Origin of the sequence: Accumulibacter sp., assembly GCF_036625195.1 — a bacterium.
In the GTDB taxonomy this organism is placed as follows: Bacteria; Pseudomonadota; Gammaproteobacteria; order Burkholderiales; family Rhodocyclaceae; genus Accumulibacter.
On sequence record NZ_JAZKUG010000001.1, the window covers coordinates 261,338 to 285,509 of the forward strand.

A 24,172-nucleotide genomic window follows, 5' to 3' on the forward strand; every position below is an offset into this window, starting at 1 on the left:
ATCCCTTAGCGTTTTTGCCGGCGCTGCACGATCATCGAAGTCGTACGCTTGTTGCGACGAGTACGATAGCCCTTGGTCTTGGTACCCCACGGGCTGACCGGATGCATGCCCGATGCCGTCTTCCCTTCGCCACCACCATGCGGATGGTCGATCGGGTTCATGGCGACGCCGCGCACCGTCGGCCGAACACCGCGCCAACGGGTGCCACCCGCCTTGCCTATGGAACGGAGGCTATGCTCTTCATTGCCGACCTCGCCAATCGTCGCCCGACACTCGACATGCACGCGGCGAATCTCGCCGGAGCGCAGCCGCAACTGCGCGTGCACTCCTTCGCGCGCCAGCAGCTGCACCGAGGTTCCGGCCGATCGCGCAAGCTGCGCACCCTTGCCAGGGACCATCTCGACACAATGGATGGTCGTGCCGACCGGGATGTTGCGGATGGGCAACGCGTTACCGACCCTGATCGGTGCCTCTGAGCCACTTGTCACCTGCTGACCCACCGTCAGACCCTTCGGGGCAATGATGTACCGACGCTCGCCGTCGGCATAGCAGAGCAGGGCAATGTTGGCGGTGCGGTTGGGATCGTACTCGAGCCGCTCAACCTTCGCCGGCACGCCATCCTTCGTACGCTTGAAATCGACCAGGCGGTAATGCTGCTTGTGGCCGCCACCCTGATGTCGGGTCGTCACGTGACCGTTGTTGTTGCGGCCCGCCTTCTTCGACTGTTGCTCGATGAGCCGGGCGACCGGAGCGCCCTTGTGCAGATTCGCGTTGACGACGCGGATCACGGCACGCCGGCCGGGCGAAGTCGGTTTGACTTTGACGAGAGCCATCAGACGCCCCCTCCATCGACGAAGTTGATTTCCTGACCGGGCTTGAGACAGACAAAAGCCTTCTTCCAGCCACTGCGGCGACCGGCAACGCGGCCAAAGCGCTTTTTCTTGCCCTTGACATTGGCCATCTGCACTGAGTCGACCGAAACCTTGAAGAGCAGCTCGACAGCACCCTTGACCTCGGCCTTGGTCGCATCGGACACGACGCGGAAGATCACCTGGTCATGCTTGTCGGCAACAAAGGTCGCCTTCTCGGAGATCTGCGGCGCCAACAGCACCTGCATCAGACGTTGTTCGTTCATCCCAGGATCTCCTCAAACTTCGCCACCGCCGCGCGCGTCATCAGCACCTTGCCGAAGCGGACCAGGGAGACCGGATCGGCCTGGTGGACCTCCAGCACGAGAACATTCGGCAGGTTGCGCGCCGCCAGGAAGACATTCTCGTCGAGCGCATCGGTGATCACGAGCACCGAGTCGTAGCCCATACTCTTGATTTTGTTAGCAAAGAGCTTGGTCTTCGGAGCCTCGACCGTCAGGCTTTCGACAACGGCCAAACGATCGTCCCGTGCCAGCTGCGACAGGATTGAAGCCATTCCGGCGCGATACATCTTGCGGTTGAGCTTCTGGCGGAAGTTCTCATCCGCCAGGTTCGGGAATGCCCGACCACCACCGCGCCAGATCGGCGACGACGACATTCCAGCCCGCGCCCTGCCGGTACCTTTCTGGCGCCACGGCTTCTTGGTGGTGTGTGCAACTTCGTGGCGGTCGCGCTGGGCGCGATTGCCGCCACGGGCGTTAGCCTGGTAGGCAACCAGCACCTGATGTACCAGCGCCTCGTTGTACTCGCGGCCAAAGAGCGTATCCGATGCCTCGAGGCGACTCGCCTCCAGGCCCTGTTCGTTGATCAGCTTGAGTTCCATTTATGCCCCCGCCTTGACTGCAGGCCGCACGATCACGTCTGCCCCTTTGGCACCCGGTACGGCACCCTTGAGCAGGAGCAACTGACGCTCGACATCGACGCGGACGACCTCCAGATTCTGCTGCGTGCGCTTGACGTCGCCAAAGTGACCCGCCATCTTCTGACCGGGAAACACCCGCCCCGGATCCTGCGCCATGCCGGTGGATCCCGGTGCCCTGTGCGACACCGAGTTGCCGTGCGCGGCACCCTGGGACTTGAAGTTGTGCCGCTTGATCGACCCCGAAAAACCCTTGCCGATCGTTTGTGCAGTGACGTCGACCTTCTGACCAACGGTGAATATCGTCACACTGATCTGATCGCCGGCCTTCAGCGCCGCGAGGTCGTCGACCGAGACGGGAAATTCCTTGAGAACGTGCCCGGCCTCGACGCCAGCCTTGGCAAGATGCCCGGCCATTGGCTTGTTGACACGTGACGGACGGCGTTTGCCGAAAGCGATCTGGACGGCAGGATAGCCATCCGTTGCTGGCGTTTTGATCTGGGCAACGCGATTGTTCGACACGTCGAGCACGGTTACCGGGATGCTGGCTCCATCGTCGGTAAAGATGCGCGTCATGCCGACCTTGCGCCCTACAAGGCCTAGACTCATGCTTATTCTCCTCTGACCGGCTACGATTGGCCGGCGAGCACTGCTGAATGAACGGGCAGCTCCAGCCTCGGTCTGCCCGGCGAAAGGCGGCGATTATAGCCGCAAGAAGCCCTTACTGCAACTTGATTTCCACGTCCACACCCGCTGGCAAGTCGAGTTTCATCAAGGCGTCGACAGTCTTGTCGGTCGGATCGATGATATCCATCAGGCGCAGGTGCGTGCGAATCTCGAGCTGGTCGCGCGAGGTCTTGTCGACGTGCGGCGAGCGCAGCAGGTCATAGCGCTGGATACGCGTCGGCAAGGGCACTGGGCCGCGGACAACCGCTCCCGTGCGCTTGGCGGTGTCCACGATCTCCTGCGCCGACTGATCGATCAGGCGATAGTCGAAGGCCTTCAGGCGAATACGGATTTTCTGGCTTTGCATTTTCGATTTCCAAAGAACGATCAGCGGCGCCAAGGTGCCGCTGTGGGGGTTTGGCCGATCTACTCGATGATCTTGGCGACGACGCCGGCGCCGACGGTGCGGCCGCCCTCGCGGATCGCGAAGCGCAGCCCTTCTTCCATGGCAATCGGCGAGATCAGCTTCACCGTCATCTGCACGTTGTCGCCCGGCATCACCATCTCGACCCCTTCCGGCATCGCGATCGCGCCCGTCACGTCCGTCGTCCGGAAGTAGAACTGCGGACGATAGTTGTTGAAGAACGGCGTGTGGCGACCACCCTCTTCCTTCGACAGGCAGTAAACCTCGCCCGTGAAGTGCGTGTGCGGCTTGATCGAACCCGGCTTCGCCAGCACCTGACCACGCTCCACGTCATCACGCTTCGTGCCCCGCAGCAGCACTCCCACGTTGTCCCCAGCCTGCCCCTGATCCAGCAGCTTGCGGAACATCTCCACTCCCGTGCACGTCGTCTTCACCGTCGGACGGATGCCGACGATCTCCACCTCTTCGCCAACCTTCACCACACCACGCTCGACACGGCCCGTCACCACCGTCCCGCGACCCGAAATCGAGAACACGTCCTCGATCGGCAGCAGGAACGGCTTGTCCACCGCCCGCTGCGGCGTCGGAATGTACGCGTCCAGCGCATCCGCCAGCGCCATCACCGAACCCTCGCCCTGCTCCCCAGTATCCCCTTCCAGCGCCTTCAGCGCCGAACCCTGGATGATCGGTATGTCGTCGCCAGGAAACTCGTACTTCGACAGCAGCTCGCGAACCTCCATGTCCACCAGCTCCAGAAGCTCCGCGTCATCAACCATGTCGCACTTGTTCAGATACACCACGATGTACGGCACCCCAACCTGACGCGCCAGCAGAATGTGCTCCCGCGTCTGCGGCATCGGCCCGTCCGCCGCCGACACCACCAGAATCGCTCCGTCCATCTGCGCCGCACCCGTGATCATGTTCTTGATGTAGTCCGCGTGACCCGGGCAGTCCACGTGCGCATAGTGGCGCTTCGCCGTCTCGTACTCCACGTGCGCCGTGTTGATCGTGATCCCCCGCGCCTTCTCCTCCGGCGCCGCATCAATCTGGTCGTACGCCTTCGCCACCCCACCAAACTTCTTCGCCAGAATCGTCGTGATCGCCGCCGTCAGCGTCGTCTTCCCGTGATCCACGTGCCCAATCGTGCCCACATTCACATGCGGCTTCGTGCGCTCAAATTTTCCCTTGGCCATTAACGTATCCTCAAAACAGGGTCATTTCTTGTTGATGACGGCTTCGGCGACGTTTTTCGGCGCCTCGGCATAGTGCTTGAACTCCATCGAGTAGGTCGCGCGACCCTGGCTCAACGAACGGAGCGTGGTCGAATAACCGAACATCTCTGCCAGAGGTACCTCGGCCTTGATTGCCTTCATGTTGCCCGGCAAATCTTCCATGCCCTGGATCATGCCACGGCGACTCGACAAGTCCCCCATGACGTTGCCCATGTAGTCTTCCGGCGTCTCGACCTCGACCGCCATCATCGGCTCGAGAAGTGTTGGCGACGCCCGGCGCATGCCATCCTTGAAGGCAATGGCTGCGGCCATGCGGAACGCGTTCTCATTCGAATCGACATCGTGATAGGAACCCTCGAAAAGGGTGAACTTGACGTCGACCACCGGGAAACCGGCAAGGACGCCACTGGTGATGGCATCCTGCAAACCCTTGTCAACCGCTGGAATGTACTCACGCGGCACGGTGCCACCCTTGATCGCGTCGACGAATTCGTATCCCTTGCCGGGCTCGTTCGGTTCCATCTTCAGCCAGACATGCCCATACTGGCCGCGGCCTCCGGACTGCTTGACGAACTTGCCCTCCTGCTCGACCGCCTTCTTGATGCACTCGCGATAGGCGACCTGCGGCGCACCGACGTTGGCGTCCACGCCAAACTCGCGCTTGAGACGGTCGACGATGATCTCCAGATGCAGTTCGCCCATACCGGAAATGATCGTCTGCCCCGACTCCTCGTCGGTGCGGACGCGGAACGACGGATCTTCCTGTGCCAGCCGACCCAGCGCGACGCTCATCTTTTCCTGGTCGGGTTTCGTCTTGGGCTCCACCGCGACGTGGATCACCGGTTCCGGGAACACCATGCGCTCGAGGGTGATGGGAGCTGCTGGATCACAGAGCGTCTCGCCGGTGGTGACCTCTTTGAGACCGACACAGGCGGCGATGTCGCCAGCCAAGACCTCTTTCAGTTCCTCACGGTTGTTGGCGTGCATCTGCAGGACGCGGCCGATGCGCTCGCGCCGCCCCTTGGTCGGGTTGTAAACGGTATCGCCCGATTTGAGCACGCCGGAATAGACACGGATGAAGGTCAGTTGCCCGACATAGGGGTCGGTCATCAGCTTGAAGGCAAGGGCAGAGAACTTGGCCGTATCGGCCGCGTCACGCGTTGCCGGCTCGCCGCTCTCGCTTTCACCGGTGACGGCTGGAATATCCACTGGCGACGGCAGGAGATCAATGACCGCATCAAGCATGCGTTGCACGCCCTTGTTCTTGAAGGCCGTGCCGCAGAGTGCCGGCTGAATCTCGCAGGCGATGGTGCGCTGGCGCAGGCCGTGGATGATGTCCGCCTCGCTCAGGTCACCTTCTTCGAGGTACTTGTCCATCAGTTCCTCGGACGATTCGGCCGCCGCCTCGACCATCTTGCTCCGCCACTCCTCCGCCTCCGCCTGCAGCTCGGCCGGAATCTCGCGATAGTCGAACTTCATTCCCAGAGAGGCTTCGTCCCAGTAGATCGCCTTCATCTTGGCCAGGTCGACGACACCCTCGAAGTAGTCTTCCTTGCCGATCGGGATGACGATCGGTATCGGGTTGGCCTTGAGGCGCGCGCGCATTTGCTCGACGACCTTGAAAAAGTCGGCCCCCTGTCGGTCCATCTTGTTCACGAAGGCCAGCCGCGGAACCTTGTACTTGGTCGCCTGCCGCCAGACAGTCTCCGACTGCGGCTGCACCCCACCTACGGCACAGTAGACCATGCACGCACCATCGAGGACACGCATCGAACGCTCCACTTCGATGGTGAAGTCGACGTGTCCCGGCGTATCGATGATGTTGATGCGATGCTCGGGACGGTCGAGCTGCATGCCTTTCCAGAAGCACGTTGTCGCCGCCGAAGTGATGGTGATGCCGCGCTCCTGCTCCTGCGCCATCCAGTCCATGGTCGCGGCGCCGTCGTGCACTTCACCGATCTTGTGGTTGATCCCGGTGTAAAACAGGATGCGCTCGGTCGCCGTCGTCTTGCCGGCATCGATGTGGGCGCTGATACCGATGTTCCGGTACCGCTCAATGGGGGTTTTCCGTGCCACAGTAATGGACCTTCACTAATAAAGAACGATAGGCAGCGCCGGCGGGAGCGGCGCCGCTGCGGTACGATCAGAAACGGAAATGCGCAAAGGCCTTGTTGGCCTCGGCCATGCGATGCACCTCGTCGCGCTTCTTCACGGCTGCGCCGCGGCTTTCCGCAGCCTCGAGCATCTCGGCGGCAAGACGCTGCCCCATCGACTTTTCGGAGCGCCTGCGGGCATAGTCGCGCAGCCAGCGCATGGCGAGCGCCATCCGGCGGCTGGGGCGGACCTCGACCGGGACCTGATAATTGGCGCCGCCGACGCGCCGGCTCTTGACTTCGACCAGAGGCTTGATGTTGCCGAGAGCCGCGCTGAAAACCTCCAGGGGATCCTTGCCGCTCTTGCTGACGACCTGGTCAAAGGCACCATAGACGATACGCTCGGCGACCGATTTCTTGCCGCTCTTCATGATCGTATTGACGAACTTCGATACATCGACATTGCCGTATTTCGGATCCGGCAGGATATCGCGCTTGGGCACTTCACGACGACGGGGCATGGCAACCTCTCATAGTCACAATCGGAGGAAGGAACCGACACCAGCCGTCCCCTTCCCGGGCCGCCCATCCGGAGCGGCCCTCAATCAGGCGGAACTCAGGCGGCCTTCGGGCGCTTGGTGCCGTACTTGGAACGACCCTGCTTGCGCTTTTTCACGCCCTGCGTATCGAGCGACCCGCGAACGGTGTGATAGCGCACACCCGGCAGGTCCTTGACGCGACCACCGCGTATGAGGACAACCGAGTGCTCCTGCAGGTTGTGACCTTCACCACCGATGTACGAAATGACCTCGAAGCCGTTCGTCAGACGGACTTTGCACACCTTGCGCAAAGCGGAGTTGGGCTTCTTCGGCGTGGTCGTATAGACGCGAGTGCAGACGCCACGTTTTTGCGGACAGTTGCTCAACGCGGGGACTTTGCTCTTGGTGCGGATGGCCTCGCGAGGCTTGCGCACCAGCTGGTTTATGGTTGGCATGTTTCCACCCTCAAGTTCAGTGCAGCGCCCGCGGTGCCCGGATCGGACCATCTGCAAAAAACCAAGGCGGACCAAAGGCCGCCTTGGCGAATTCCACAAGCCGCCGCAAGCGCGTGGCGTCGGCGACAAAGACCGGCGATTCTAGGTTTTAACGCGCGGCAAGTCAAGCCACCGGCACATCCTGTGCGCTCTCCTCGCTCGCCGGCGGGACCTCGTCCTCCTCGAGCTCCCCGCCACCCGCGATGTCCTCGCCAGCGGCGTTCTTCCGCCGCGTATTGTGGTAGGCAAGGCCGGTGCCGGCTGGGATCAGGCGACCTACGATGACGTTCTCCTTGAGGCCGCGCAACTCGTCGCGCTTGCCCATGATCGCGGCTTCGGTCAGGACACGTGTCGTCTCCTGGAAGGAAGCCGCCGAGATGAACGAATCGGTCGACAGCGAGGCCTTGGTGATGCCCAGTAGTACATGCTCGTAGGTGGCCGGCAGCTTGCCTTCGGCGAACATCTGGTCATTCTCGTCGAGCAGATTGGCGCGCTCGACCTGCTCGCCCTTGATGAACCTCGTGTCACCGGGCTCAAGCACGTTCACCCGGCGCAGCATCTGCCGAACGATGACCTCGATGTGCTTGTCGTTGATCTTTACGCCCTGCAGACGATAGACGTCCTGAACCTCATCGGTGATGTACACCGCCAGCGCCTCGACCCCCAGCAGGCGCAGGATGTCGTGCGGATCGGGCGCGCCATCGACGATCAGCTCACCCTTGTTGACCACCTGCCCGTCGTGCACCAGGACGTGCTTGTCCTTGAGGATCAGGTACTCGTGCGTAATTCCCTCGAGATCGGTGATCACCAGTCGCTGCTTGCCCTTGGTGTCCTTGCCGAACGACATGGTACCCGTGAACTCCGCCAGCATGCCAGCATCCTTGGGAGTACGCGCCTCGAACAGCTCCGCCACACGCGGCAGACCTCCGGTGATGTCGCGCGTCTTCGCCGACTCCTGCGGCAGACGCGCGAGGACATCGCCAACCGAAATCTGCTGACCATCGAGAACGTTGATGATGGCACCGACCTGAAAGGTGATCGTCACCGGGTGATCGCTGCCGTGCATCCGGACTTCCTCGCCGTCAGGCTCGAACAGCCGCACCTGCGGCCGCAGTCCCTTGCTCGGGGTCTTGCCACCACGCTTCGGGTCGATGACCACCAGCGTCGACAGCCCGGTCACTTCGTCGATCTGCTTGGCAACGGTGACGCCCTCCTCGACGTTCTCGAACTTCACCAGCCCCGAGTACTCGGCGATGATCGGTCGCGTGTGCGGATCCCAACTGGCCAGACGCGCCCCCGCCTTGACCGACTGCGCATCCTCGACCAGCAGGGTGGCACCGTAGGGAAGCTTGTGCTTCTCGCGCTCGCGACCGTTGTCGTCGGTGATCAGGATCTCACCCGAGCGCGTGATGACGATCTTCTCGCCCTTGGCGCTCGTGACATAGCGCATCGTCGAGGTGAAGCGAACCACCCCGGCGCTGCGCGTCTCGACGTGACTGGCAACCGCGGCGCGTGAGGCGGCACCCCCGACGTGGAACGTGCGCATGGTCAACTGGGTTCCCGGCTCACCGATCGATTGCGCGGCAATCACACCCACCGCCTCGCCAACGTTGACCAGCGTTCCGCGACCAAGGTCACGCCCATAACACTTCGCACACAGGCCATACCTGGTCTCGCAGGTCAACGGCGTACGCGCCTTGACCTCGTCGATTCCCAACTGATCGATCAGATCGCAGTGGTCCTCGCTGATCAGCGTGCCGGCCTCGATCACCGTCTCCTGCGTGTCCGGGTGAACGACATCGGTGGCCGTGACGCGACCCAGAATCCGTTCGCGCAGAGCCTCGATCACCTCGCCACCTTCAATCAGAGCCTTCATGGTGACCCCGTTGCCCGTCCCGCAGTCGTCCTCGATGACGACCAAGTCCTGCGTCACGTCCACCAGGCGGCGCGTCAGGTAGCCGGAGTTGGCAGTCTTCAGCGCGGTATCCGCCAGACCCTTGCGCGCACCGTGGGTGGAAATGAAGTACTGAAGAACGTTCAGGCCCTCGCGGAAATTGGTCGTGATCGGCGTTTCGATGATCGATCCGTCCGGCTTCGCCATCAGGCCACGCATGCCAGCCAGCTGGCGAATCTGTGCCGCGGAACCGCGAGCGCCCGAGTCTGCCATCATGAAGATTGAGTTGAAGGACTCCTGCTTCTCCTGCTCGCCCCGACGATTGCGCACCTCCTCGTGGCCGAGCTGATCCATCATCACCTTGGCAACCTGATCACCGGTGCGGCCCCAGATGTCGACCACCTTGTTGTAACGCTCGCCGTTGGTCACCAGGCCGTTGGTGTATTGGCTCTCGATCTCCTTCACCTCCGCTTCCGCAGCAGTGATGATCGCGCGCTTCTGTGCCGGCACCAGCATGTCGTCGGAGCAGATCGAGATGCCGGCGCGGGTCGCCAGCCGGTAACCGTTCTGCATCAGCTTGTCGGCAAAGACGACCGTCTCCTTGAGACCACAGCGGCGGAAGGCCGCGTTGATCAGCCGCGAGATCTCCTTCTTCTTGAGCGTCTTGTCGATCAGGCTGAATGGCAGCCCACGTGGCAGGATCTCTGACAGGAGCGCGCGCCCGGCGGTCGTCTGGTAGCGCGTCGTCTTCTCCAGCCAGCCGCCGGTTTCGTCCTGCTCGTGCTCGGTGATGCGCACGACGATCCGTGCATGCAGGTCGAGCTCGCCCGCCTGCATGGCACGTGTGACTTCGGCGAGATCGGGAAAGATCATCCCCTCGCCGCGGGCGTTGATGCGCTCCCGTGTCGCGTAGTAAAGACCGAGAACGATGTCCTGCGACGGCACGATGATCGGCTCTCCGTTTGCCGGCGAGAGGACATTGTTCGATGCCAGCATCAGCGTCCGTGCCTCCATCTGCGCTTCGAGCGAGAGCGGGACATGGACCGCCATCTGGTCACCGTCGAAGTCGGCGTTGAAAGCTGCGCAAACCAGCGGGTGCAACTGGATCGCCTTGCCCTCGATCAACGTCGGCTCGAACGCCTGGATGCCGAGCCGGTGCAGCGTCGGCGCCCGGTTGAGCATGATCGGGTGCTCGCGAATCACCTCCTCGAGGATGTCCCAAACCACCGGCTCCTGCGTTTCGACCATCTTCTTCGCCTGCTTGATCGTCGTCGCCAGACCCATCACCTCCAGGCGATTGAAGATGAAGGGCTTGAACAACTCGAGCGCCATCAGCTTCGGCAGCCCGCATTGGTGCAGTTTGAGTTGCGGACCGACGACGATCACCGAGCGGCCCGAGTAATCGACACGCTTGCCGAGCAGGTTCTGCCGGAAACGGCCGCCCTTGCCTTTGATCATGTCCGCCAGCGACTTCAGCGGGCGCTTGTTGGCACCCGTCATTGCCTTGCCGCGGCGACCGTTGTCGAGCAGTGAATCGACTGCCTCCTGCAGCATGCGCTTCTCGTTGCGGACGATGATCTCTGGTGCCTTCAGCTCGAGAAGCCGCTTCAGGCGATTGTTGCGGTTGATCACCCGCCGGTAGAGATCGTTGAGATCCGAAGTCGCGAAGCGACCGCCGTCCAGCGGCACCAGCGGACGCAGATCGGGCGGCAGCACCGGCAGGACCTCAAGCACCATCCACTCGGGCTTGATACCGGACTTCTGGAAGCCCTCAAGGACCTTCAGCCGCTTCGAGAACTTCTTGCTCTTGGTCTCCGAGCTCGTGGTTTCGAGTTCGCCGCGCAATCCCTCGACCTCGCGCGCGAGGTCGATCGAACGCAGCAACTCGCGGATCCCTTCCGCGCCCATGGCGGCGGAGAAGTCGTCGCCATACTCCTCGACCTTGGCGAGATAATCATCCTCAGTCAGCAGTTGGCCGCGGACGAGTGGCGTCATGCCCGGATCGAAGACGACGAAGGCTTCGAAGTAGAGAACGCGCTCGATGTCGCGCAGGGTCATGTCGAGCACCATGCCGAGTCGGCTGGGCAGGCTCTTCAGGAACCAGATGTGCGCCACCGGGCTGGCCAGCTCGATATGGGCCATGCGTTCGCGACGCACCTTCGCCAGCGTCACCTCGACGCCACACTTCTCGCAGATCACGCCGCGATGCTTGAGCCGCTTGTACTTGCCGCAGAGACACTCGTAGTCCTTGATCGGGCCGAAGATCTTGGCGCAGAACAGGCCATCCCGTTCCGGCTTGAAGGTGCGGTAATTGATCGTCTCCGGTTTCTTGACTTCGCCGTAGGACCAGGAGCGGATCTTGTCCGGCGAGGCGAGGCCGATGGTGATCGCGTCAAACTGCTCTTCCTGCGTCACCTGCTTAAACAAATCAAGCAATGCTTTCATCTTTTGCTCCAGTGAGGAGTGAGCTGTCTGGGGTGAGGATGACGCCCCGGCGCCCACCCACCCTTGCCAACGAATCAGAAACGCTCGAGATCGATATCGATCGCCAACGAACGGATTTCCTTGACGAGGACGTTGAACGACTCTGGCATGCCGGCATCGATCTTGTGGTCACCCTTGACGATGTTCTCATAGACCTTGGTGCGCCCATTGACATCGTCCGACTTGACCGTGAGCATCTCCTGCAGCACGTAGGAGGCACCGTAGGCTTCAAGGGCCCACACCTCCATCTCGCCGAAACGCTGGCCACCAAACTGCGCCTTGCCACCGAGCGGCTGCTGCGTGACCAAGGAGTAAGGTCCGGTCGAGCGGGCATGCATCTTGTCATCGACGAGGTGGTGCAGCTTCAGCACGTGCATGTAGCCCACCGTGACCTGCCGCTCGAAGCGCTCACCGGTGCGACCGTCGTAGAGCGTCATCTGTGCGGACTGCGGCATGCCGGCCAGTTCCAGGACCGCCTTGATCTCCGATTCCTTGGCTCCATCGAAGACCGGCGTCGCAAACGGCACGCCCGCCTCGAGGTTGCCCGCCATCTCGAGGATCTCGGCGTCATTGAGCTCGTCGAGACGCTCCGGCTTGCCGGTCCCGTTGTAGATCTGTGCCAGCAGGCCCCGCACCTCTTCGACCGCGGCCTGGCGACGCAGCATGTCACCGATTCGCGTTCCCAGACCTTTGGCAGCAAGCCCGAGATGGACCTCAAGAATCTGGCCGACGTTCATCCGCGAAGGTACGCCGAGCGGGTTCAGGACGATGTCGACTGGGCGTCCGTCGGCCATGTAGGGCATGTCCTCGACCGGGACGATGCGCGAAACCACGCCCTTGTTGCCATGTCGGCCCGCCATCTTGTCGCCCGCCTGCAGGCGGCGCTTGACGGCCACGTAGACCTTGACCATCTTCTGCACACCGGGCGGCAGTTCGTCACCCTGGGTCAGCTTCTTGCGCTTCTCCTCGAAAGCGACGTCGAAGCCCTTGCGGGTCTGTTCGAGGCCTTCACGCAGCGACTCCAGCTGCTGCGCAATGTCCTCGTCAGCCATGCGGATGTCGAACCAGTGATGCGGGTCGATACCCTCGAGGTACTCGGCGTTGACCAGGGTCCCCTTGGCCAGCCGCTTCGGACCACCGTTCGCCGACTTGCCGATGATCATTCTCTCGGCGCGCGCAAAGGCGTCCCTTTCGACGATGCGCAACTGATCGGCCAGATCGAGCTTGTAGCTGCGCAGATGATCGTCAATGATCGACTGCGCCCGCTTGTCACGCTCGATGCCTTCACGCGTGAAGACCTGCACGTCGATGACCGTACCCGAAATCCCCGACTGCACCCGCAGCGAAGTATCCTTGACATCGGATGCCTTCTCGCCAAAGATCGCCCGCAGCAGCTTCTCTTCCGGCGTCAGCTGCGTCTCTCCCTTCGGCGTCACCTTGCCCACCAGGACATCGCCAGCCTCGACCTCGGCGCCGATGTAGACGATGCCGGACTCGTCGAGGCGCGAGAGCTGCGATTCGCCCAGCGAGGCGATGTCGCGCGTGATCTCCTCGGGCCCCAGCTTGGTGTCGCGCGCGACCACCGTCAGCTCCTCGATGTGGATCGAGGTGAAACGGTCCTCGGCGACGACGCGTTCGGAAATCAGGATCGAATCCTCGAAGTTGTAGCCATTCCAGGGCATGAAGGCGACCAGCATGTTCTGGCCGAGCGCCAGTTCGCCCTTGTCCGTCGAAGCCCCGTCGGCGACCACGTCACCACGGGCGATCACATCGCCAACGCGAACCAGCGGCCGCTGGTTGATGTTGGTGTTCTGATTGGACCGCGTATACTTGACAAGGTTGTAGATGTCGACGCCGACTTCGCCGGGTCCAGTCTCGTCGTCGTTGACGCGAACGACGACACGCGACGCGTCGACGTAGTCCACCAGTCCGCCGCGCAGTGCCTGTACTGCGGTACCCGAATCGACCGCCACCGTTCGCTCGATACCGGTTCCGACCAGCGGCTTCTCCGGACGCAGACAGGGCACCGCCTGCCGCTGCATGTTGGCTCCCATCAGCGCACGGTTGGCGTCGTCGTGCTCGAGGAAGGGGATCAGAGACGCCGCCACCGACACGATCTGGCTCGGCGCCACATCCATGTATTGCACGCGTGCCGGCTCCGCCAGAATCGTCTCGCCCTTCTCGCGACAGGTGACCAGTTGATCGAGCAAAGCACCTTCGTCGCCGATTTCGGAGTTCGCCTGGGCAATGATGTACGCGCCCTCCTCGATTGCCGACAGGTACTCGATCTGATCGCTCACCCGACCGTCCACGACCTTGCGATAGGGGGTCTCGAGAAAGCCGTACTCGTTGGTGCGCGCAAAGAGCGCCAGTGAGTTGATCAGGCCGATGTTCGGGCCCTCGGGTGTCTCGATCGGACAGACGCGGCCGTAGTGCGTCGGATGTACGTCACGCACTTCGAAGCCGGCGCGCTCGCGTGTCAGGCCGCCGGGGCCAAGCGCCGAAACACGGCGCTTGTGGGTGATCTCGGAAAGCGGGTTGGTCTGGTCCATGAACTGCGACAGCTGGCTCGAGCCGAAGAACTCGCGCACCGCGGCGCTGATCGGCTTGGCGTTGATCAGGTCGTGCGGCATCAGGTTGTCGGACTCGGCCTGCGACAACCGTTCCTTGACCGCACGCTCGACGCGCACGAGCCCGGCGCGGAACTGGTTCTCAGCCAGTTCGCCGACCGAACGCACCCGCCGGTTGCCGAGGTGGTCGATGTCGTCGATTTCGCCGCGACCGTTGCGCAGCTCGACCAACAGCCGGATCACTTCGACGACATCGCGCGGCGAAAGGGTGAGCTGTTCGCGCACCTCGCCGACGACCCCAAGCCCCTTCAGTGACTCCAGCAGGCTCGAGGCGGCCTCATGCGTCAGGTTCTCGGCGACTGCCCGCGGTCCGTGGTTCAGCTCGGCAAGCGCCTGCTCCACCGAGGTCACCGCTTCGCCAACGGTATCGTTGATCAGTCGGAGTATGGCATCACGCTTGGCCGGCGCCTGCCGGACCATCACCTTGTACTCGACGACCGCCTTGCGTGCGACCCGGCGGTTGAACTTCATTCGCCCAACCGCCGACAGGTCGTAGCGGTCATCGGAGTAGAACAGTCCGTTGAAGAGGATCTCGACGGCTTCCTCGGTCGGCGGCTCACCCGGCCGCATCATGCGGTAGATCGCGATGCGCGCCGCCCCGCGCGACGTGGTTTCGTCCGTGCGCAAGGTCTGCGAGATGAAGGCACCGCGATCGAGATCGTTGACATACAGCGTATGCAAAGACTCGACGCCTGCCTCGACCAGCTTCGCCAGCAGCGTCTCCGTGACCTCGTCATTGGCGTTGGCGAGGATCTCGCCGGTCGCCTGATCAATCACGTCTTCACCGATCACGCGCCCGATGAGGAAATCGTCGGGAACAGCCACCTGCTTCATGCCGGCGGCGTCGAGCTCACGGATATGCTTGGCGGTGATCCGCTTGTCCTTGGCAATGATCAGCCTGCCCGTTGGGTCGTTGAAATCGAAACGGGCAACCTCGCCGCGCAGCCGCTCGGGAACGAGCGCAAACTCGGTGACCCGCTTGCCGATGTAGAAGGTGTCGAACTCGAAGAACTCGAGGAGGATTCGCTGCGACGTCAGGCCGATGGCCTTCAGCAGGGTGGTCACCGGCATCTTGCGGCGGCGGTCAACGCGGAAGAAGAGCAGATCCTTCGGATCGAATTCGAAATCCAGCCAAGAACCGCGATAGGGGATCACCCGTGCCGAAAACAGCAGCTTGCCCGAGCTGTGCGTCTTGCCCCGGTCGTGTTCGAAGAACACGCCAGGCGAGCGATGCAGTTGCGAGACGATCACGCGCTCGGTACCGTTGATGACGAATGAGCCGGTGGAAGTCATCAACGGGATTTCGCCCATATAGACCTCCTGTTCCTTCACTTCCTTGATCGTGTCCGGTACCTCGCGGTCGAGTATCACCAGACGAACCTTCGCCCGCAGCGCCGAGGCGAAGGTCAGTCCGCGCTGCTGGCACTCGGTCACGTCGAAGGTTGGTTCGGAAAGCGTGTAGCTCACGAACTCCAGCCGAGCGTTGCCGCTGTGACTGACGATCGGGAAGATCGAGGAGAAGGCCGCCTGCAGCCCCTGGTTCCGGCGCTGGCCCGCTGGCACGCTGGCCTGCAGGAAGGCGGTGAAGGATTCCAGTTGTGTCGCCAGCAGAAAGGGCACCTCGAGCACGCTGGCGCGCTTGGCGAAACTCTTGCGGATACGCTTCTTCTCGGTATAGGAGTAGGTCATGGTCGCTCCGAACTCACAAGGCAAATCCTCTAGCGCTCCGGCGAGGTGCCACATCCGCCGGTTCGCAACGGACAAACGCAACATGGCTGGCCGGCGCGCGGGCGGGAACGGGCACCGCTCCAGCCATCGCCAGTCGTGTTTGCGTTTGCACGCTGCAGGCAACACATCCCCGGATACCGCGGATGCGCCGCCATCGCCGGAAAAGCAGAAAAGGGCTGGCGACCAGAAAGCCGCCAGCCCAGCCTGCCTTACCGGTGTTACTTGACCTCGACCTTTGCTCCAGCGTCCTCGAGCTGCTTCTTGAGCGCTTCGGCATCGGCCTTGGAGATCGCCTCCTTGACCGCTTTCGGGGCGCTGTCGACCAAGTCCTTGGCTTCCTTCAGACCGAGGCCGGTGGCCGCACGAACGACCTTGATGACCTCGACCTTCTTCTCGCCGATACCGGCGAGGACGACCGTGAACTCGGTCTGCTCCTCGACCACTGGTGCGGCCGCACCCGGAGCTGCGACGGCCATCGATGCTGCCGAAACGCCAAACTTCTCCTCGAACGCCTTGACGAGGTCGTTCAGTTCCATGACAGTCATCGCGCCGACGGCATCGAGAATGTCCTGCTTGCTAATTGCCATGATTACTCACTCCTGGATCTGGAAACAAAAAAAGCTGGTTGCACTCAGGCGGCGGCTTCCTCGCGCTGCTTGGCCAAGGCGGAAAGTGCACAGGCGAAGCCGGTGACCGGCGCCTGCATGACTCCAAGCAACTGGGCAAGCAACTCGTTGCGGCTCGGGATCGACGCCAGCGCCTGAACACCGGCCTTGTCGAGCGCCTCACCCGCGAAGCTGCCGGCCTTGAGAATCAGCTTGTCGTTGGTCTTGGCGAAATCATTGAGCACCTTTGCCGCAGCAACCGGATCTTCCGACATGCTGTAAATCAGCGGTCCGGTCATCTGCTCGGCCAAGCCGGCGAAGGCCGTGCCTTCGACGGCCCGCCGCACCAGCGTGTTCTTCACCACACGCAGGTAAACGCCAGCAGCACGTGCCTGGGCGCGCAGACGAGTCAGATGGGCCACCGGCAAACCACTGTATTCGGCGAGCACGATGGTCTGCGCGGTCGCGACCTTTGCCGCCACCTCGGCCACCACGACCTTCTTATCATCAAGATTGAGACCCACAGGTCCTTCCTCCCATCAAGTCAACAAACGGCACATCCGGCTGGATGCACCGCACCCACGGCGACCATGATCAGGGGTTGGCAGCAGAGGCCTGAAGGCCATTGCTGCAGAATCCTTTTCCGGGCACACCGTCTACGCAGGCCGCTTGCACACTTAAACCCACGACAGGCATCGTCGTCGGCACCTGCGGTCTTTGACGATCTACCGCCAGGGCGTGACGCCCTGCCAGTAGCCCTACAAAGCCCTCGATCGGGGCCGCGCGGGCGGCGCACGGTCCCGACCATGTTTCCTCTTCTAGAGCGTCGAGGCGTCGACGCGGACACCCGGTCCCATCGTGCTGGCAACGGCTATGCGGCGCACATACTGTCCCTTCGAGGTCGCCGGCTTCGCCTTGATCAGTGCGTCGACGAGCGCCTTGAGATTGCTCGCCAGTTTCTCGCCATCGAACGACGCGCGACCGATCGTGCTGTGGATGATCCCGGCCTTGTCGGTACGATACTGGACTTGGCCCGCCTTGGCGTTCTGTACCGCCGTCGCGACATCCATGGTCACCGTCCCCACCTTCGGGTTCGGCATCAGGCCCCGAGGACCGAGGATTTGGCCGAGCTGACCCACGACGCGCATCGCATCCGGTGTTGCGATCACGCGATCGAAGTTCATCACACCCGACTTGATCTCCGCCGCCAGATCCTCGAATCCGACGATATCCGCACCCGCTGCCTTGGCCGCTGCCGCCTTCTCGCCTTGGGCGAAGACCGCGACGCGGACCGTCTTGCCCGTACCGGCCGGCAGAACCACCGAGCCGCGAACGATCTGGTCGGATTTCCGTGGATCGACGCCAAGGCAGACCGCGGCATCGATCGACTCGTCGAACTTGGCGACGGCGCACTCCTTGGCGAGCTGCAGCGCTTCCGCGACGGGATAGCTCCGCGTACGGTCGACCTTGCCCTGCAGGGCCTTCTGACGTTTGCTCAAGCGTGCCATCTCACACCCCCTCCACCGTGACGCCCATCGTCCGGGCACTGCCGGCGATGGTGCGCACCGCCGCTTCCATGTCAGCCGCCGTCAAGTCGGGCAACTTCTGCGCTGCAATCGCTTCACACTGGGCCCGCGTCAGCGTACCGACCTTGGCCGTGTGCGGCTTGGCGCTGCCCTTCTGGATGCCGATGGCCTTCTTGATCAGCACCGCCGCCGGCGGTGTCTTCATGATGAAGGTGAAACTCTTGTCGGCGAAGGCGGTGATCACGACCGGTATCGGCAAACCCGGCTCCAGCCCCTGCGTCTGCGCATTGAAGGACTTGCAGAACTCCATGATGTTAAGTCCGCGCTGGCCGAGCGCGGGACCGATCGGCGGCGACGGGTTTGCCTTCCCGGCCGGCACCTGCAACTTGATGTAACCAGTGATTTTCTTTGCCACCGTACGACTCCTGTGAGCGGGTTCGAACGCGCTCACGCGAGCGCTCCCCAAACGACAAACGCGGCCCGAGAGCCGCACTGCTACGGGCCGCCGAGGGCACTCGACGGCCCGCGAAAGAGCCCGCGGTCAGGCTTTCTCGACCTGCCCGAACTCCAGTTCGACCGGCGTCGGCCGACCAAAGATCGTCACCGAAACGCGCAACCGGTTCTTCTCGTAGTTGACGTGCTCGACCGCACCATGAAAATCCGTGAACGGCCCCTCCTTGACGCGCACCACCTCGCCGGGTTCGAAGAGCACCTTCGGCCGTGGCTTTTCCACGCCCTCCTGCATCTGCTGCATGATCTTCGCGACTTCCTTCTCGGAAATCGGGCTCGGCTTGTTGGCGGTACCGCCGACAAAACCGGTGACCTTCGGTGTACTCTTGACAAGATGCCAGGACTCGTCGTTCATCTCCATTTCCACCAGCACATAGCCGGGGAAGAACTTGCGCTCGGAAATGCTCTTCTGGCCCATCTTCAGTTCGACCACCTCTTCCACCGGGACGAGGATGCGACCAAAGCGCTCAGCCATTCCCTGCCGCTGGATACGCTCGAGCAAGGCGCGCTGCACGCTCTTCTCAAAGCCCGAGTAGGCGTGTACCACGTACCAGCGCATGCTCATGATTTTCTCCAGCCAAGAACCAGGTCATACATCAGCCATTCCAGGCTCTTGTCGGTCAGCCAGAGAAAGACGGCCATCACGACGACGAAGGCGAACACCATGCCAGTCGTCTGCATGGTCTCCTTGCGGGACGGCCAGACGACTTTTTTCGCCTCGGTCGCGGACTCCCGCGCGAAGACGAAGAAACGCTGTCCTTGCTCGGTCCTCCAAGCGACCGCGACGGCGAGGGCGGTACCCGCCATGACGGCGAGCACACGCAGGATCATCGCCTGCTCCGCGAGGAGGTAGAAGCCGGCGATACCGGCCACCAGCAGCAGGACCGCCAGCGCAAACTTGAATTTATCGGCCATCTTGTCGGTTTCGGTTGCAGGTATGGCAGGGGCAGAGGGAATCGAACCCCCAACCTTCGGTTTTGGAGACCGACGCTCTGCCAGTTGAGCTATACCCCTGCGGCAGAACTACGGCGGCACCGCCGTTCGCCGGCGCCGCCCATGAACCTCGACCGGAACTACTCGATGATCTTGGCGACGACGCCGGCGCCGACGGTGCGGCCGCCCTCGCGGATCGCGAAGCGCAGCCCTTCTTCCATGGCAATCGGCGAGATCAGCTTCACCGTCATCTGCACGTTGTCGCCCGGCATCACCATCTCGACCCCTTCCGGCATCGCGATCGCGCCCGTCACGTCCGTCGTCCGGAAGTAGAACTGCGGACGATAGTTGTTGAAGAACGGCGTGTGGCGACCACCCTCTTCCTTCGACAGGCAGTAAACCTCGCCCGTGAAGTGCGTGTGCGGCTTGATCGAACCCGGCTTCGCCAGCACCTGACCACGCTCCACGTCATCACGCTTCGTGCCCCGCAGCAGCACTCCCACGTTGTCCCCAGCCTGCCCCTGATCCAGCAGCTTGCGGAACATCTCCACTCCCGTGCACGTCGTCTTCACCGTCGGACGGATGCCGACGATCTCCACCTCTTCGCCAACCTTCACCACACCACGCTCGACACGGCCCGTCACCACCGTCCCGCGACCCGAAATCGAGAACACGTCCTCGATCGGCAGCAGGAACGGCTTGTCCACCGCCCGCTGCGGCGTCGGAATGTACGCGTCCAGCGCATCCGCCAGCGCCATCACCGAACCCTCGCCCTGCTCCCCAGTATCCCCTTCCAGCGCCTTCAGCGCCGAACCCTGGATGATCGGTATGTCGTCGCCAGGAAACTCGTACTTCGACAGCAGCTCGCGAACCTCCATGTCCACCAGCTCCAGAAGCTCCGCGTCATCAACCATGTCGCACTTGTTCAGATACACCACGATGTACGGCACCCCAACCTGACGCGCCAGCAGAATGTGCTCCCGCGTCTGCGGCATCGGCCCGTCCGCCGCCGACACCACCAGAATCGCTCCGTCCATCTGCGCCGCACCCGTGATCATGTTCTTGATGTAGTCCGCGTGACCCGGGCAGTCCACGTGCGCATAGTGGCGCTTCGCCGTCTCGTACTCCACGTGCGCCGTGTTGATCGTGATCCCCCGCGCCTTCTCCTCCGGCGCCGCATCAATCTGGTCGTACGCCTTCGCCACCCCACCAAACTTCTTCGCCAGAATCGTCGTGATCGCCGCCGTCAGCGTCGTCTTCCCGTGATCCACGTGCCCAATCGTGCCCACATTCACATGCGGCTTCGTGCGCTCAAATTTTCCCTTGGCCATTAACGGTACCTCAAGACGTTAGAAGTTAACAATGAATCTACAGCACCAATCCCTGGTGCCCATGGACAGAATTGAACTGTCGACCTCTCCCTTACCAAGGGAGTGCTCTACCGCTGAGCTACATGGGCATCGATGATCGAGGGGCCTGAAGCAATTCTGCGGCCGCAGCCTGGAGCGGGTGAAGGGAATCGAACCCTCGTCATAAGCTTGGAAGGCTTCAGCTCTACCATTGAGCTACACCCGCAAAACCATTACCCGAAGAACGATTGAACGCCATCACCGACAGCGGCGCTTGTGGTGGAGGGAGAAGGATTCGAACCTTCGAAGGCGGAGCCGTCAGATTTACAGTCTGATCCCGTTGGCCACTTGGGTATCCCTCCAGCCAAGAACCCGCGATTCTGAAGCCCGAAGGACGGATTGTCAAATGGTTTTTCGCTCCGGCAGCCCTGAAGCATGACCCTGCTGAATCGGCCCCGCTTGCCGGAAGCCCCCGTTTTCGGCGCTGAAGCGGTCAGATTGCTGGAGGCTGGTGGCAGGTGAGGGCTGGATGCGTGGGTGGTGTGGGGTCCGTGAAGAGGGTGTCGATCGGTGGCAGGAACTCCGTTGTGATCTCTGGGCGAGCCTCTCCCTGCACGGAGCGCACCGCGCGGGGTGGTTCCTGGGGCCGTCCTGGAGAGGTCACTCGAGTTGCAGCAGAAAGGGTTTGGCGAGAAGCACGCGCATCCGCGCGGAATCGAGCCAGGGCGCAGCGCAGGAATTTCGGATGAAGGCGATGGCCCCGCGCACGCCGAGTTGGTCGAACAGATCGCGCAGCTGTCGCGTGAAGCGCGCCAGGGTATTGAAGACATGCGCCAGCCGCATCAGGAGGTGGTAGCCGCGCATCGCATTCCAGTCGAGGGCAAAGGCATGCTCGTAGTGGTAGCCCTGGTGTTTCTCGACGAGGAAGCCCGCTTCGATGCCCCAGCGGTGGCGGGCGCCGAGATTGCAACGCACATGGACGTTCTCGCAGCTGAGCGGCCGGCTGGAGAGCCAGGCGTGGCGTGCCGTCTCGGTCACGATGGCGGCCTGTTGGTCGACCCGCTGCCAGCTTTCCTCACAGACGACCACGTGCAGCTTGAGCCGGCAACGACCGTTCGCGCCAAAGGCATACTCGATGTCATTGACCCAGCTGAAGTGCTGTTGGCGTTTGCCCCAGTCCAGCTGCCGGGTTTGCGACTGCCGGGGCTGCAGCGCGCGGAACTCCTCCCAGACCGAGGGCAGATCCTTGTCCCGGAGGACGATCATGAACTGCCAGCCGGCGCGCCGGCAGCGTTGCATCACCGGCCCGTTGGCGTAGAGTCCGTCGAGCACGAGCAGGATCGGCAGGCGCGGGAACAGCCTCTTGAGCCGGTCGCTCAAGCGCGCAAAGCCGCGCAGCTCGCAATCCTGCTTCTGCGCTTCGCTGTCGCCCAGCGCGTGTTCGAGGAACTCGCTGAGCAACGGGATGACCAGACCGCCGTGGAAGACGAGGCTGGCTTCGAGCACGTAGACGAAGTACTGGGTGTGGCGGTTTTCGTCCTTGCCGACGCTGCGCTGCAGGAGTTCCTCCGCCCAGAGGGTGTCGCCGGCGAGCTTCTGCGAGCCATCGATGGCGATCGGATGGCAGTGGTTGATCAGATAACGCCGGAAGCTCTTGCCGCGGATCAGGCGGCGCACCAGGTCGACGTGCGCCTGTTCGAGTTCAGTCAGGTCGATGTCGCGCAGCAGCCGATAGAGGGTGTCGGCGTGCGGCAGGGCGTCGATCTGCGGGAACAGCAATTGCAGGTTGGCGAGGAACTGCGGACGGGTCATTTCGCGGTTGGTCTCGCGCCGGGAGGCGAACTGGAAGACGAACATCAGCAGCCCATAGAGCAGCAGCGCGGTCAGCTTGTGCCGGCGCTTCCTGGGGGCCCGCGGGTCGGGAATCCGTTCCAGCTGGTCGAGCAAGGCCGGCAGCTCCTGGCGCAGGAGGCGTGCCTGCTTGCTCACGGCGTCCTCGCGGGCTGCGCGTTCTTCGTCGATGGTCGCGAAGCTCGAGCATCGGTTGGGCAGCGGCGGGGGTGACTGGGGCCGTTGTCCGATCGCGCGCTGCCTGGCGTTCAGTGCCTTCTCCTGCCGCCTCTTGTCGCGTCGTTGCGCGCGGATGTCGGCACGCGTCGGACGACGGCAGGGTTTGCTCATCGCCGGGTGGGCTCGGTCACGGCGCACAGCCGGTCGCGACCGTCGCTGCCGAGCGGCTTGACCCATACTTGCCGCGGCGTGCTGTGATAGGTCCGGCCCGGGCGGGCCAGTCCGCGGCCGCTGGTCTCTCCGAGCAATTGCCAGCCGGCAGCCCGGTAGCAGGTGCCGGCATGCTGGCGCGGGTCGACGAAGCTTTCCAGCAGCAGGGGCTCGAAGCCCCAATGTTCGAGCCAGTCGCTGCGCGCACGACGCGCGAGTTGGCCGAGCACCTGGCTGGCCAGATGCGGTACGCGAACGTGCGGGAAGATCAGGAAGCGACTGTTGTTGAGTACCCGTGGCAGGTTGTGGCGCCGGGTCTGAGCGGTCCAGCCGATCCAGTCGTCGCGCACGGCCACTGCCCGGGCGGCACCGGACAACAGGACACAACCGAGCCGCAGCTCGCCCGCCGTGATGAAGTAACGCAACCGGTAGCCGAAGGCACCCTGGAAACCGAGCGGGTGCCAGCGCGCCATCAGATCATCCCATTGCTTCGCCAAGGCGGTGTCGTGGATCACTTCCAGGCGGACCGGGGCCAGGGCCGACAGCGAAACCTCCACCGGAGTCGGCTCGACCATCGGCTCGGCAACGGCCCGGGGCTGCGCCGGGCAGCGTGGCGTCGAACGGGATACCCGCGCGGCCCGCTGTGCGGGCAGGACGAGCAGGCCGGCCGCCTGCAAGCGCTGCAGGAACTCCAGGCAGGCGCCGGTCTTCGCCGTCCCCGTCAGCGTCACCCAGCCCAGATGCTCGCACAGCGTCGCCGCCAGTTCATGGCGCGCCAACCCGGGCAGCCACGCCACCGTCGCGCAGATGTCGGCAACCTCTCGCGCACTGAACTCCCGGCCGCAGTGCACCCAACTGCTCGGCGTCATCGCATCCATCGCACAACCTTCACCAGAAACGCAGATCCGCTAACCTCAGCCTATTCTGCCAAAGGCCTCGAAAATTGTCTAGCCCTCCTTTGCGAAAGCCTTTTTTTGCGGTGGCCGTCAAGCCTTGCTACGACTGGGCTGCGCGGGTCATGCTTCAGGGCTGGCGCTCCGGCATCAGCCGGGCACCA

20 protein-coding genes and 4 tRNA genes are annotated in these 24,172 nt (G+C 62.9%); all 24 read right to left on the reverse strand.

Going from position 1 to position 24,172, the window contains the following annotated elements:
- Positions 1-5: 5 nt before the first annotated feature.
- The 24 genes from rplB to V5B60_RS01355 all read right to left on the reverse strand — a co-directional run bounded on the left by rplB (position 6) and on the right by V5B60_RS01355 (position 23,993).
- Complete coding sequence (gene rplB / locus V5B60_RS01240) at positions 6-833, reverse strand: 50S ribosomal protein L2 (RefSeq protein WP_332345233.1); 828 nt, start codon at positions 831-833, stop codon at positions 6-8.
- Positions 833-1,135 (reverse strand): 50S ribosomal protein L23, encoded by a 303-nt coding sequence (gene rplW / locus V5B60_RS01245; protein ID WP_332345234.1) that lies wholly within the window; start codon positions 1,133-1,135, stop codon positions 833-835. The genes rplB and rplW overlap by 1 nt, the downstream gene beginning before the upstream one ends.
- Positions 1,132-1,752 (reverse strand): 50S ribosomal protein L4, encoded by a 621-nt coding sequence (gene rplD, locus V5B60_RS01250; RefSeq protein WP_332345235.1) that lies wholly within the window; start codon positions 1,750-1,752, stop codon positions 1,132-1,134. The genes rplW and rplD overlap by 4 nt, the downstream gene beginning before the upstream one ends.
- On the reverse strand, positions 1,753-2,397 hold the full coding sequence (rplC, locus tag V5B60_RS01255; protein ID WP_332345236.1) for a 50S ribosomal protein L3: 645 nt from the start codon (positions 2,395-2,397) through the stop codon (positions 1,753-1,755).
- Positions 2,398-2,509: 112 nt separating this feature from the next.
- On the reverse strand, positions 2,510-2,821 hold the full coding sequence (rpsJ, locus tag V5B60_RS01260) for a 30S ribosomal protein S10 (protein WP_034895367.1): 312 nt from the start codon (positions 2,819-2,821) through the stop codon (positions 2,510-2,512).
- Positions 2,822-2,880: 59 nt separating this feature from the next.
- The gene (gene tuf / locus V5B60_RS01265; RefSeq protein WP_332345237.1) at positions 2,881-4,071 is read right to left on the reverse strand and encodes an elongation factor Tu; all 1,191 of its coding nucleotides are present in this window, start codon (positions 4,069-4,071) and stop codon (positions 2,881-2,883) included.
- Between the two features lie 21 nt (positions 4,072-4,092).
- Positions 4,093-6,186 carry an elongation factor G gene (gene fusA, locus V5B60_RS01270; RefSeq protein ID WP_332345238.1) on the reverse strand — a complete coding sequence of 698 codons (2,094 nt, stop codon included), beginning with the start codon at positions 6,184-6,186 and terminating at the stop codon, positions 4,093-4,095.
- Between the two features lie 67 nt (positions 6,187-6,253).
- The gene (gene rpsG / locus V5B60_RS01275; RefSeq protein WP_295372239.1) at positions 6,254-6,724 is read right to left on the reverse strand and encodes a 30S ribosomal protein S7; all 471 of its coding nucleotides are present in this window, start codon (positions 6,722-6,724) and stop codon (positions 6,254-6,256) included.
- Between the two features lie 95 nt (positions 6,725-6,819).
- Complete coding sequence (gene rpsL / locus V5B60_RS01280) at positions 6,820-7,197, reverse strand: 30S ribosomal protein S12 (RefSeq protein ID WP_034938556.1); 378 nt, start codon at positions 7,195-7,197, stop codon at positions 6,820-6,822.
- 163 nt (positions 7,198-7,360) lie between these two features.
- A complete protein-coding gene (rpoC, locus tag V5B60_RS01285) occupies positions 7,361-11,575 on the reverse strand; it encodes a DNA-directed RNA polymerase subunit beta' (protein ID WP_332345239.1) in 4,215 nt (1,404 codons plus the stop codon).
- A gap of 74 nt (positions 11,576-11,649) precedes the next feature.
- Positions 11,650-15,933, reverse strand: a complete 4,284-nt coding sequence (rpoB, locus tag V5B60_RS01290) for a DNA-directed RNA polymerase subunit beta (protein WP_332345240.1) — start codon at positions 15,931-15,933, stop codon at positions 11,650-11,652.
- A 257-nt stretch (positions 15,934-16,190) separates the two neighbouring features.
- Positions 16,191-16,559 (reverse strand): 50S ribosomal protein L7/L12, encoded by a 369-nt coding sequence (gene rplL / locus V5B60_RS01295; RefSeq protein WP_034895378.1) that lies wholly within the window; start codon positions 16,557-16,559, stop codon positions 16,191-16,193.
- A 44-nt stretch (positions 16,560-16,603) separates the two neighbouring features.
- Positions 16,604-17,101, reverse strand: a complete 498-nt coding sequence (gene rplJ, locus V5B60_RS01300; protein ID WP_034938560.1) for a 50S ribosomal protein L10 — start codon at positions 17,099-17,101, stop codon at positions 16,604-16,606.
- 294 nt (positions 17,102-17,395) lie between these two features.
- Positions 17,396-18,085 (reverse strand): 50S ribosomal protein L1, encoded by a 690-nt coding sequence (gene rplA / locus V5B60_RS01305; RefSeq protein ID WP_034938561.1) that lies wholly within the window; start codon positions 18,083-18,085, stop codon positions 17,396-17,398.
- 1 nt (position 18,086) lies between these two features.
- On the reverse strand, positions 18,087-18,518 hold the full coding sequence (gene rplK, locus V5B60_RS01310) for a 50S ribosomal protein L11 (RefSeq protein ID WP_034938562.1): 432 nt from the start codon (positions 18,516-18,518) through the stop codon (positions 18,087-18,089).
- 126 nt (positions 18,519-18,644) lie between these two features.
- Positions 18,645-19,178, reverse strand: a complete 534-nt coding sequence (gene nusG / locus V5B60_RS01315; RefSeq protein WP_332345241.1) for a transcription termination/antitermination protein NusG — start codon at positions 19,176-19,178, stop codon at positions 18,645-18,647.
- Positions 19,175-19,528: a preprotein translocase subunit SecE gene (gene secE, locus V5B60_RS01320; RefSeq protein WP_034938565.1), complete on the reverse strand. Its 354-nt coding sequence runs from the start codon at positions 19,526-19,528 to the stop codon at positions 19,175-19,177. Before secE ends, nusG begins: the two co-directional genes overlap by 4 nt.
- Positions 19,529-19,551: 23 nt before the next feature.
- Positions 19,552-19,627, reverse strand: a tRNA-Trp gene (locus V5B60_RS01325).
- 59 nt (positions 19,628-19,686) lie between these two features.
- Positions 19,687-20,877: an elongation factor Tu gene (gene tuf, locus V5B60_RS01330; protein ID WP_332345237.1), complete on the reverse strand. Its 1,191-nt coding sequence runs from the start codon at positions 20,875-20,877 to the stop codon at positions 19,687-19,689.
- A 53-nt stretch (positions 20,878-20,930) separates the two neighbouring features.
- Positions 20,931-21,005, reverse strand: a tRNA-Thr gene (locus V5B60_RS01335).
- A gap of 42 nt (positions 21,006-21,047) precedes the next feature.
- Positions 21,048-21,121: transfer RNA gene (locus V5B60_RS01340), tRNA-Gly, on the reverse strand.
- Between the two features lie 51 nt (positions 21,122-21,172).
- A tRNA-Tyr gene (locus tag V5B60_RS01345) sits at positions 21,173-21,257 on the reverse strand.
- A 298-nt stretch (positions 21,258-21,555) separates the two neighbouring features.
- Positions 21,556-23,076, reverse strand: coding sequence for a transposase family protein (locus tag V5B60_RS01350; RefSeq protein ID WP_332345242.1), 1,521 nt, complete (start codon positions 23,074-23,076; stop codon positions 21,556-21,558).
- Positions 23,073-23,993 carry a DUF4338 domain-containing protein gene (locus tag V5B60_RS01355; RefSeq protein ID WP_332345243.1) on the reverse strand — a complete coding sequence of 307 codons (921 nt, stop codon included), beginning with the start codon at positions 23,991-23,993 and terminating at the stop codon, positions 23,073-23,075. The genes V5B60_RS01350 and V5B60_RS01355 overlap by 4 nt, the downstream gene beginning before the upstream one ends.
- Positions 23,994-24,172: the final 179 nt, after the last annotated feature.

Bases quoted from the DNA above. Each gene is read 5' to 3' on its own strand.
- rplB (WP_332345233.1), bottom strand. From the start codon at position 833: ATGGCTCTCGTCAAAGTCAAACCGACTTCGCCCGGCCGGCGTGCCGTG.
- rplW (WP_332345234.1), bottom strand. From the start codon at position 1,135: ATGAACGAACAACGTCTGATGCAGGTGCTGTTGGCGCCGCAGATCTCC.
- rplD (WP_332345235.1), bottom strand. From the start codon at position 1,752: ATGGAACTCAAGCTGATCAACGAACAGGGCCTGGAGGCGAGTCGCCTC.
- rplC (WP_332345236.1), bottom strand. From the start codon at position 2,397: ATGAGTCTAGGCCTTGTAGGGCGCAAGGTCGGCATGACGCGCATCTTT.
- rpsJ (WP_034895367.1), bottom strand. From the start codon at position 2,821: ATGCAAAGCCAGAAAATCCGTATTCGCCTGAAGGCCTTCGACTATCGC.
- tuf (WP_332345237.1), bottom strand. From the start codon at position 4,071: ATGGCCAAGGGAAAATTTGAGCGCACGAAGCCGCATGTGAATGTGGGC.
- rpsG (WP_295372239.1), bottom strand. From the start codon at position 6,724: ATGCCCCGTCGTCGTGAAGTGCCCAAGCGCGATATCCTGCCGGATCCG.
- rpsL (WP_034938556.1), bottom strand. From the start codon at position 7,197: ATGCCAACCATAAACCAGCTGGTGCGCAAGCCTCGCGAGGCCATCCGC.
- rpoC (WP_332345239.1), bottom strand. From the start codon at position 11,575: ATGAAAGCATTGCTTGATTTGTTTAAGCAGGTGACGCAGGAAGAGCAG.
- rpoB (WP_332345240.1), bottom strand. From the start codon at position 15,933: ATGACCTACTCCTATACCGAGAAGAAGCGTATCCGCAAGAGTTTCGCC.
- rplL (WP_034895378.1), bottom strand. From the start codon at position 16,559: ATGGCAATTAGCAAGCAGGACATTCTCGATGCCGTCGGCGCGATGACT.
- rplA (WP_034938561.1), bottom strand. From the start codon at position 18,085: ATGGCACGCTTGAGCAAACGTCAGAAGGCCCTGCAGGGCAAGGTCGAC.
- nusG (WP_332345241.1), bottom strand. From the start codon at position 19,178: ATGAGCATGCGCTGGTACGTGGTACACGCCTACTCGGGCTTTGAGAAG.
- secE (WP_034938565.1), bottom strand. From the start codon at position 19,528: ATGGCCGATAAATTCAAGTTTGCGCTGGCGGTCCTGCTGCTGGTGGCC.
- tuf (WP_332345237.1), bottom strand. From the start codon at position 20,877: ATGGCCAAGGGAAAATTTGAGCGCACGAAGCCGCATGTGAATGTGGGC.
- V5B60_RS01350 (WP_332345242.1), bottom strand. From the start codon at position 23,076: ATGAGCAAACCCTGCCGTCGTCCGACGCGTGCCGACATCCGCGCGCAA.
- V5B60_RS01355 (WP_332345243.1), bottom strand. From the start codon at position 23,993: ATGGATGCGATGACGCCGAGCAGTTGGGTGCACTGCGGCCGGGAGTTC.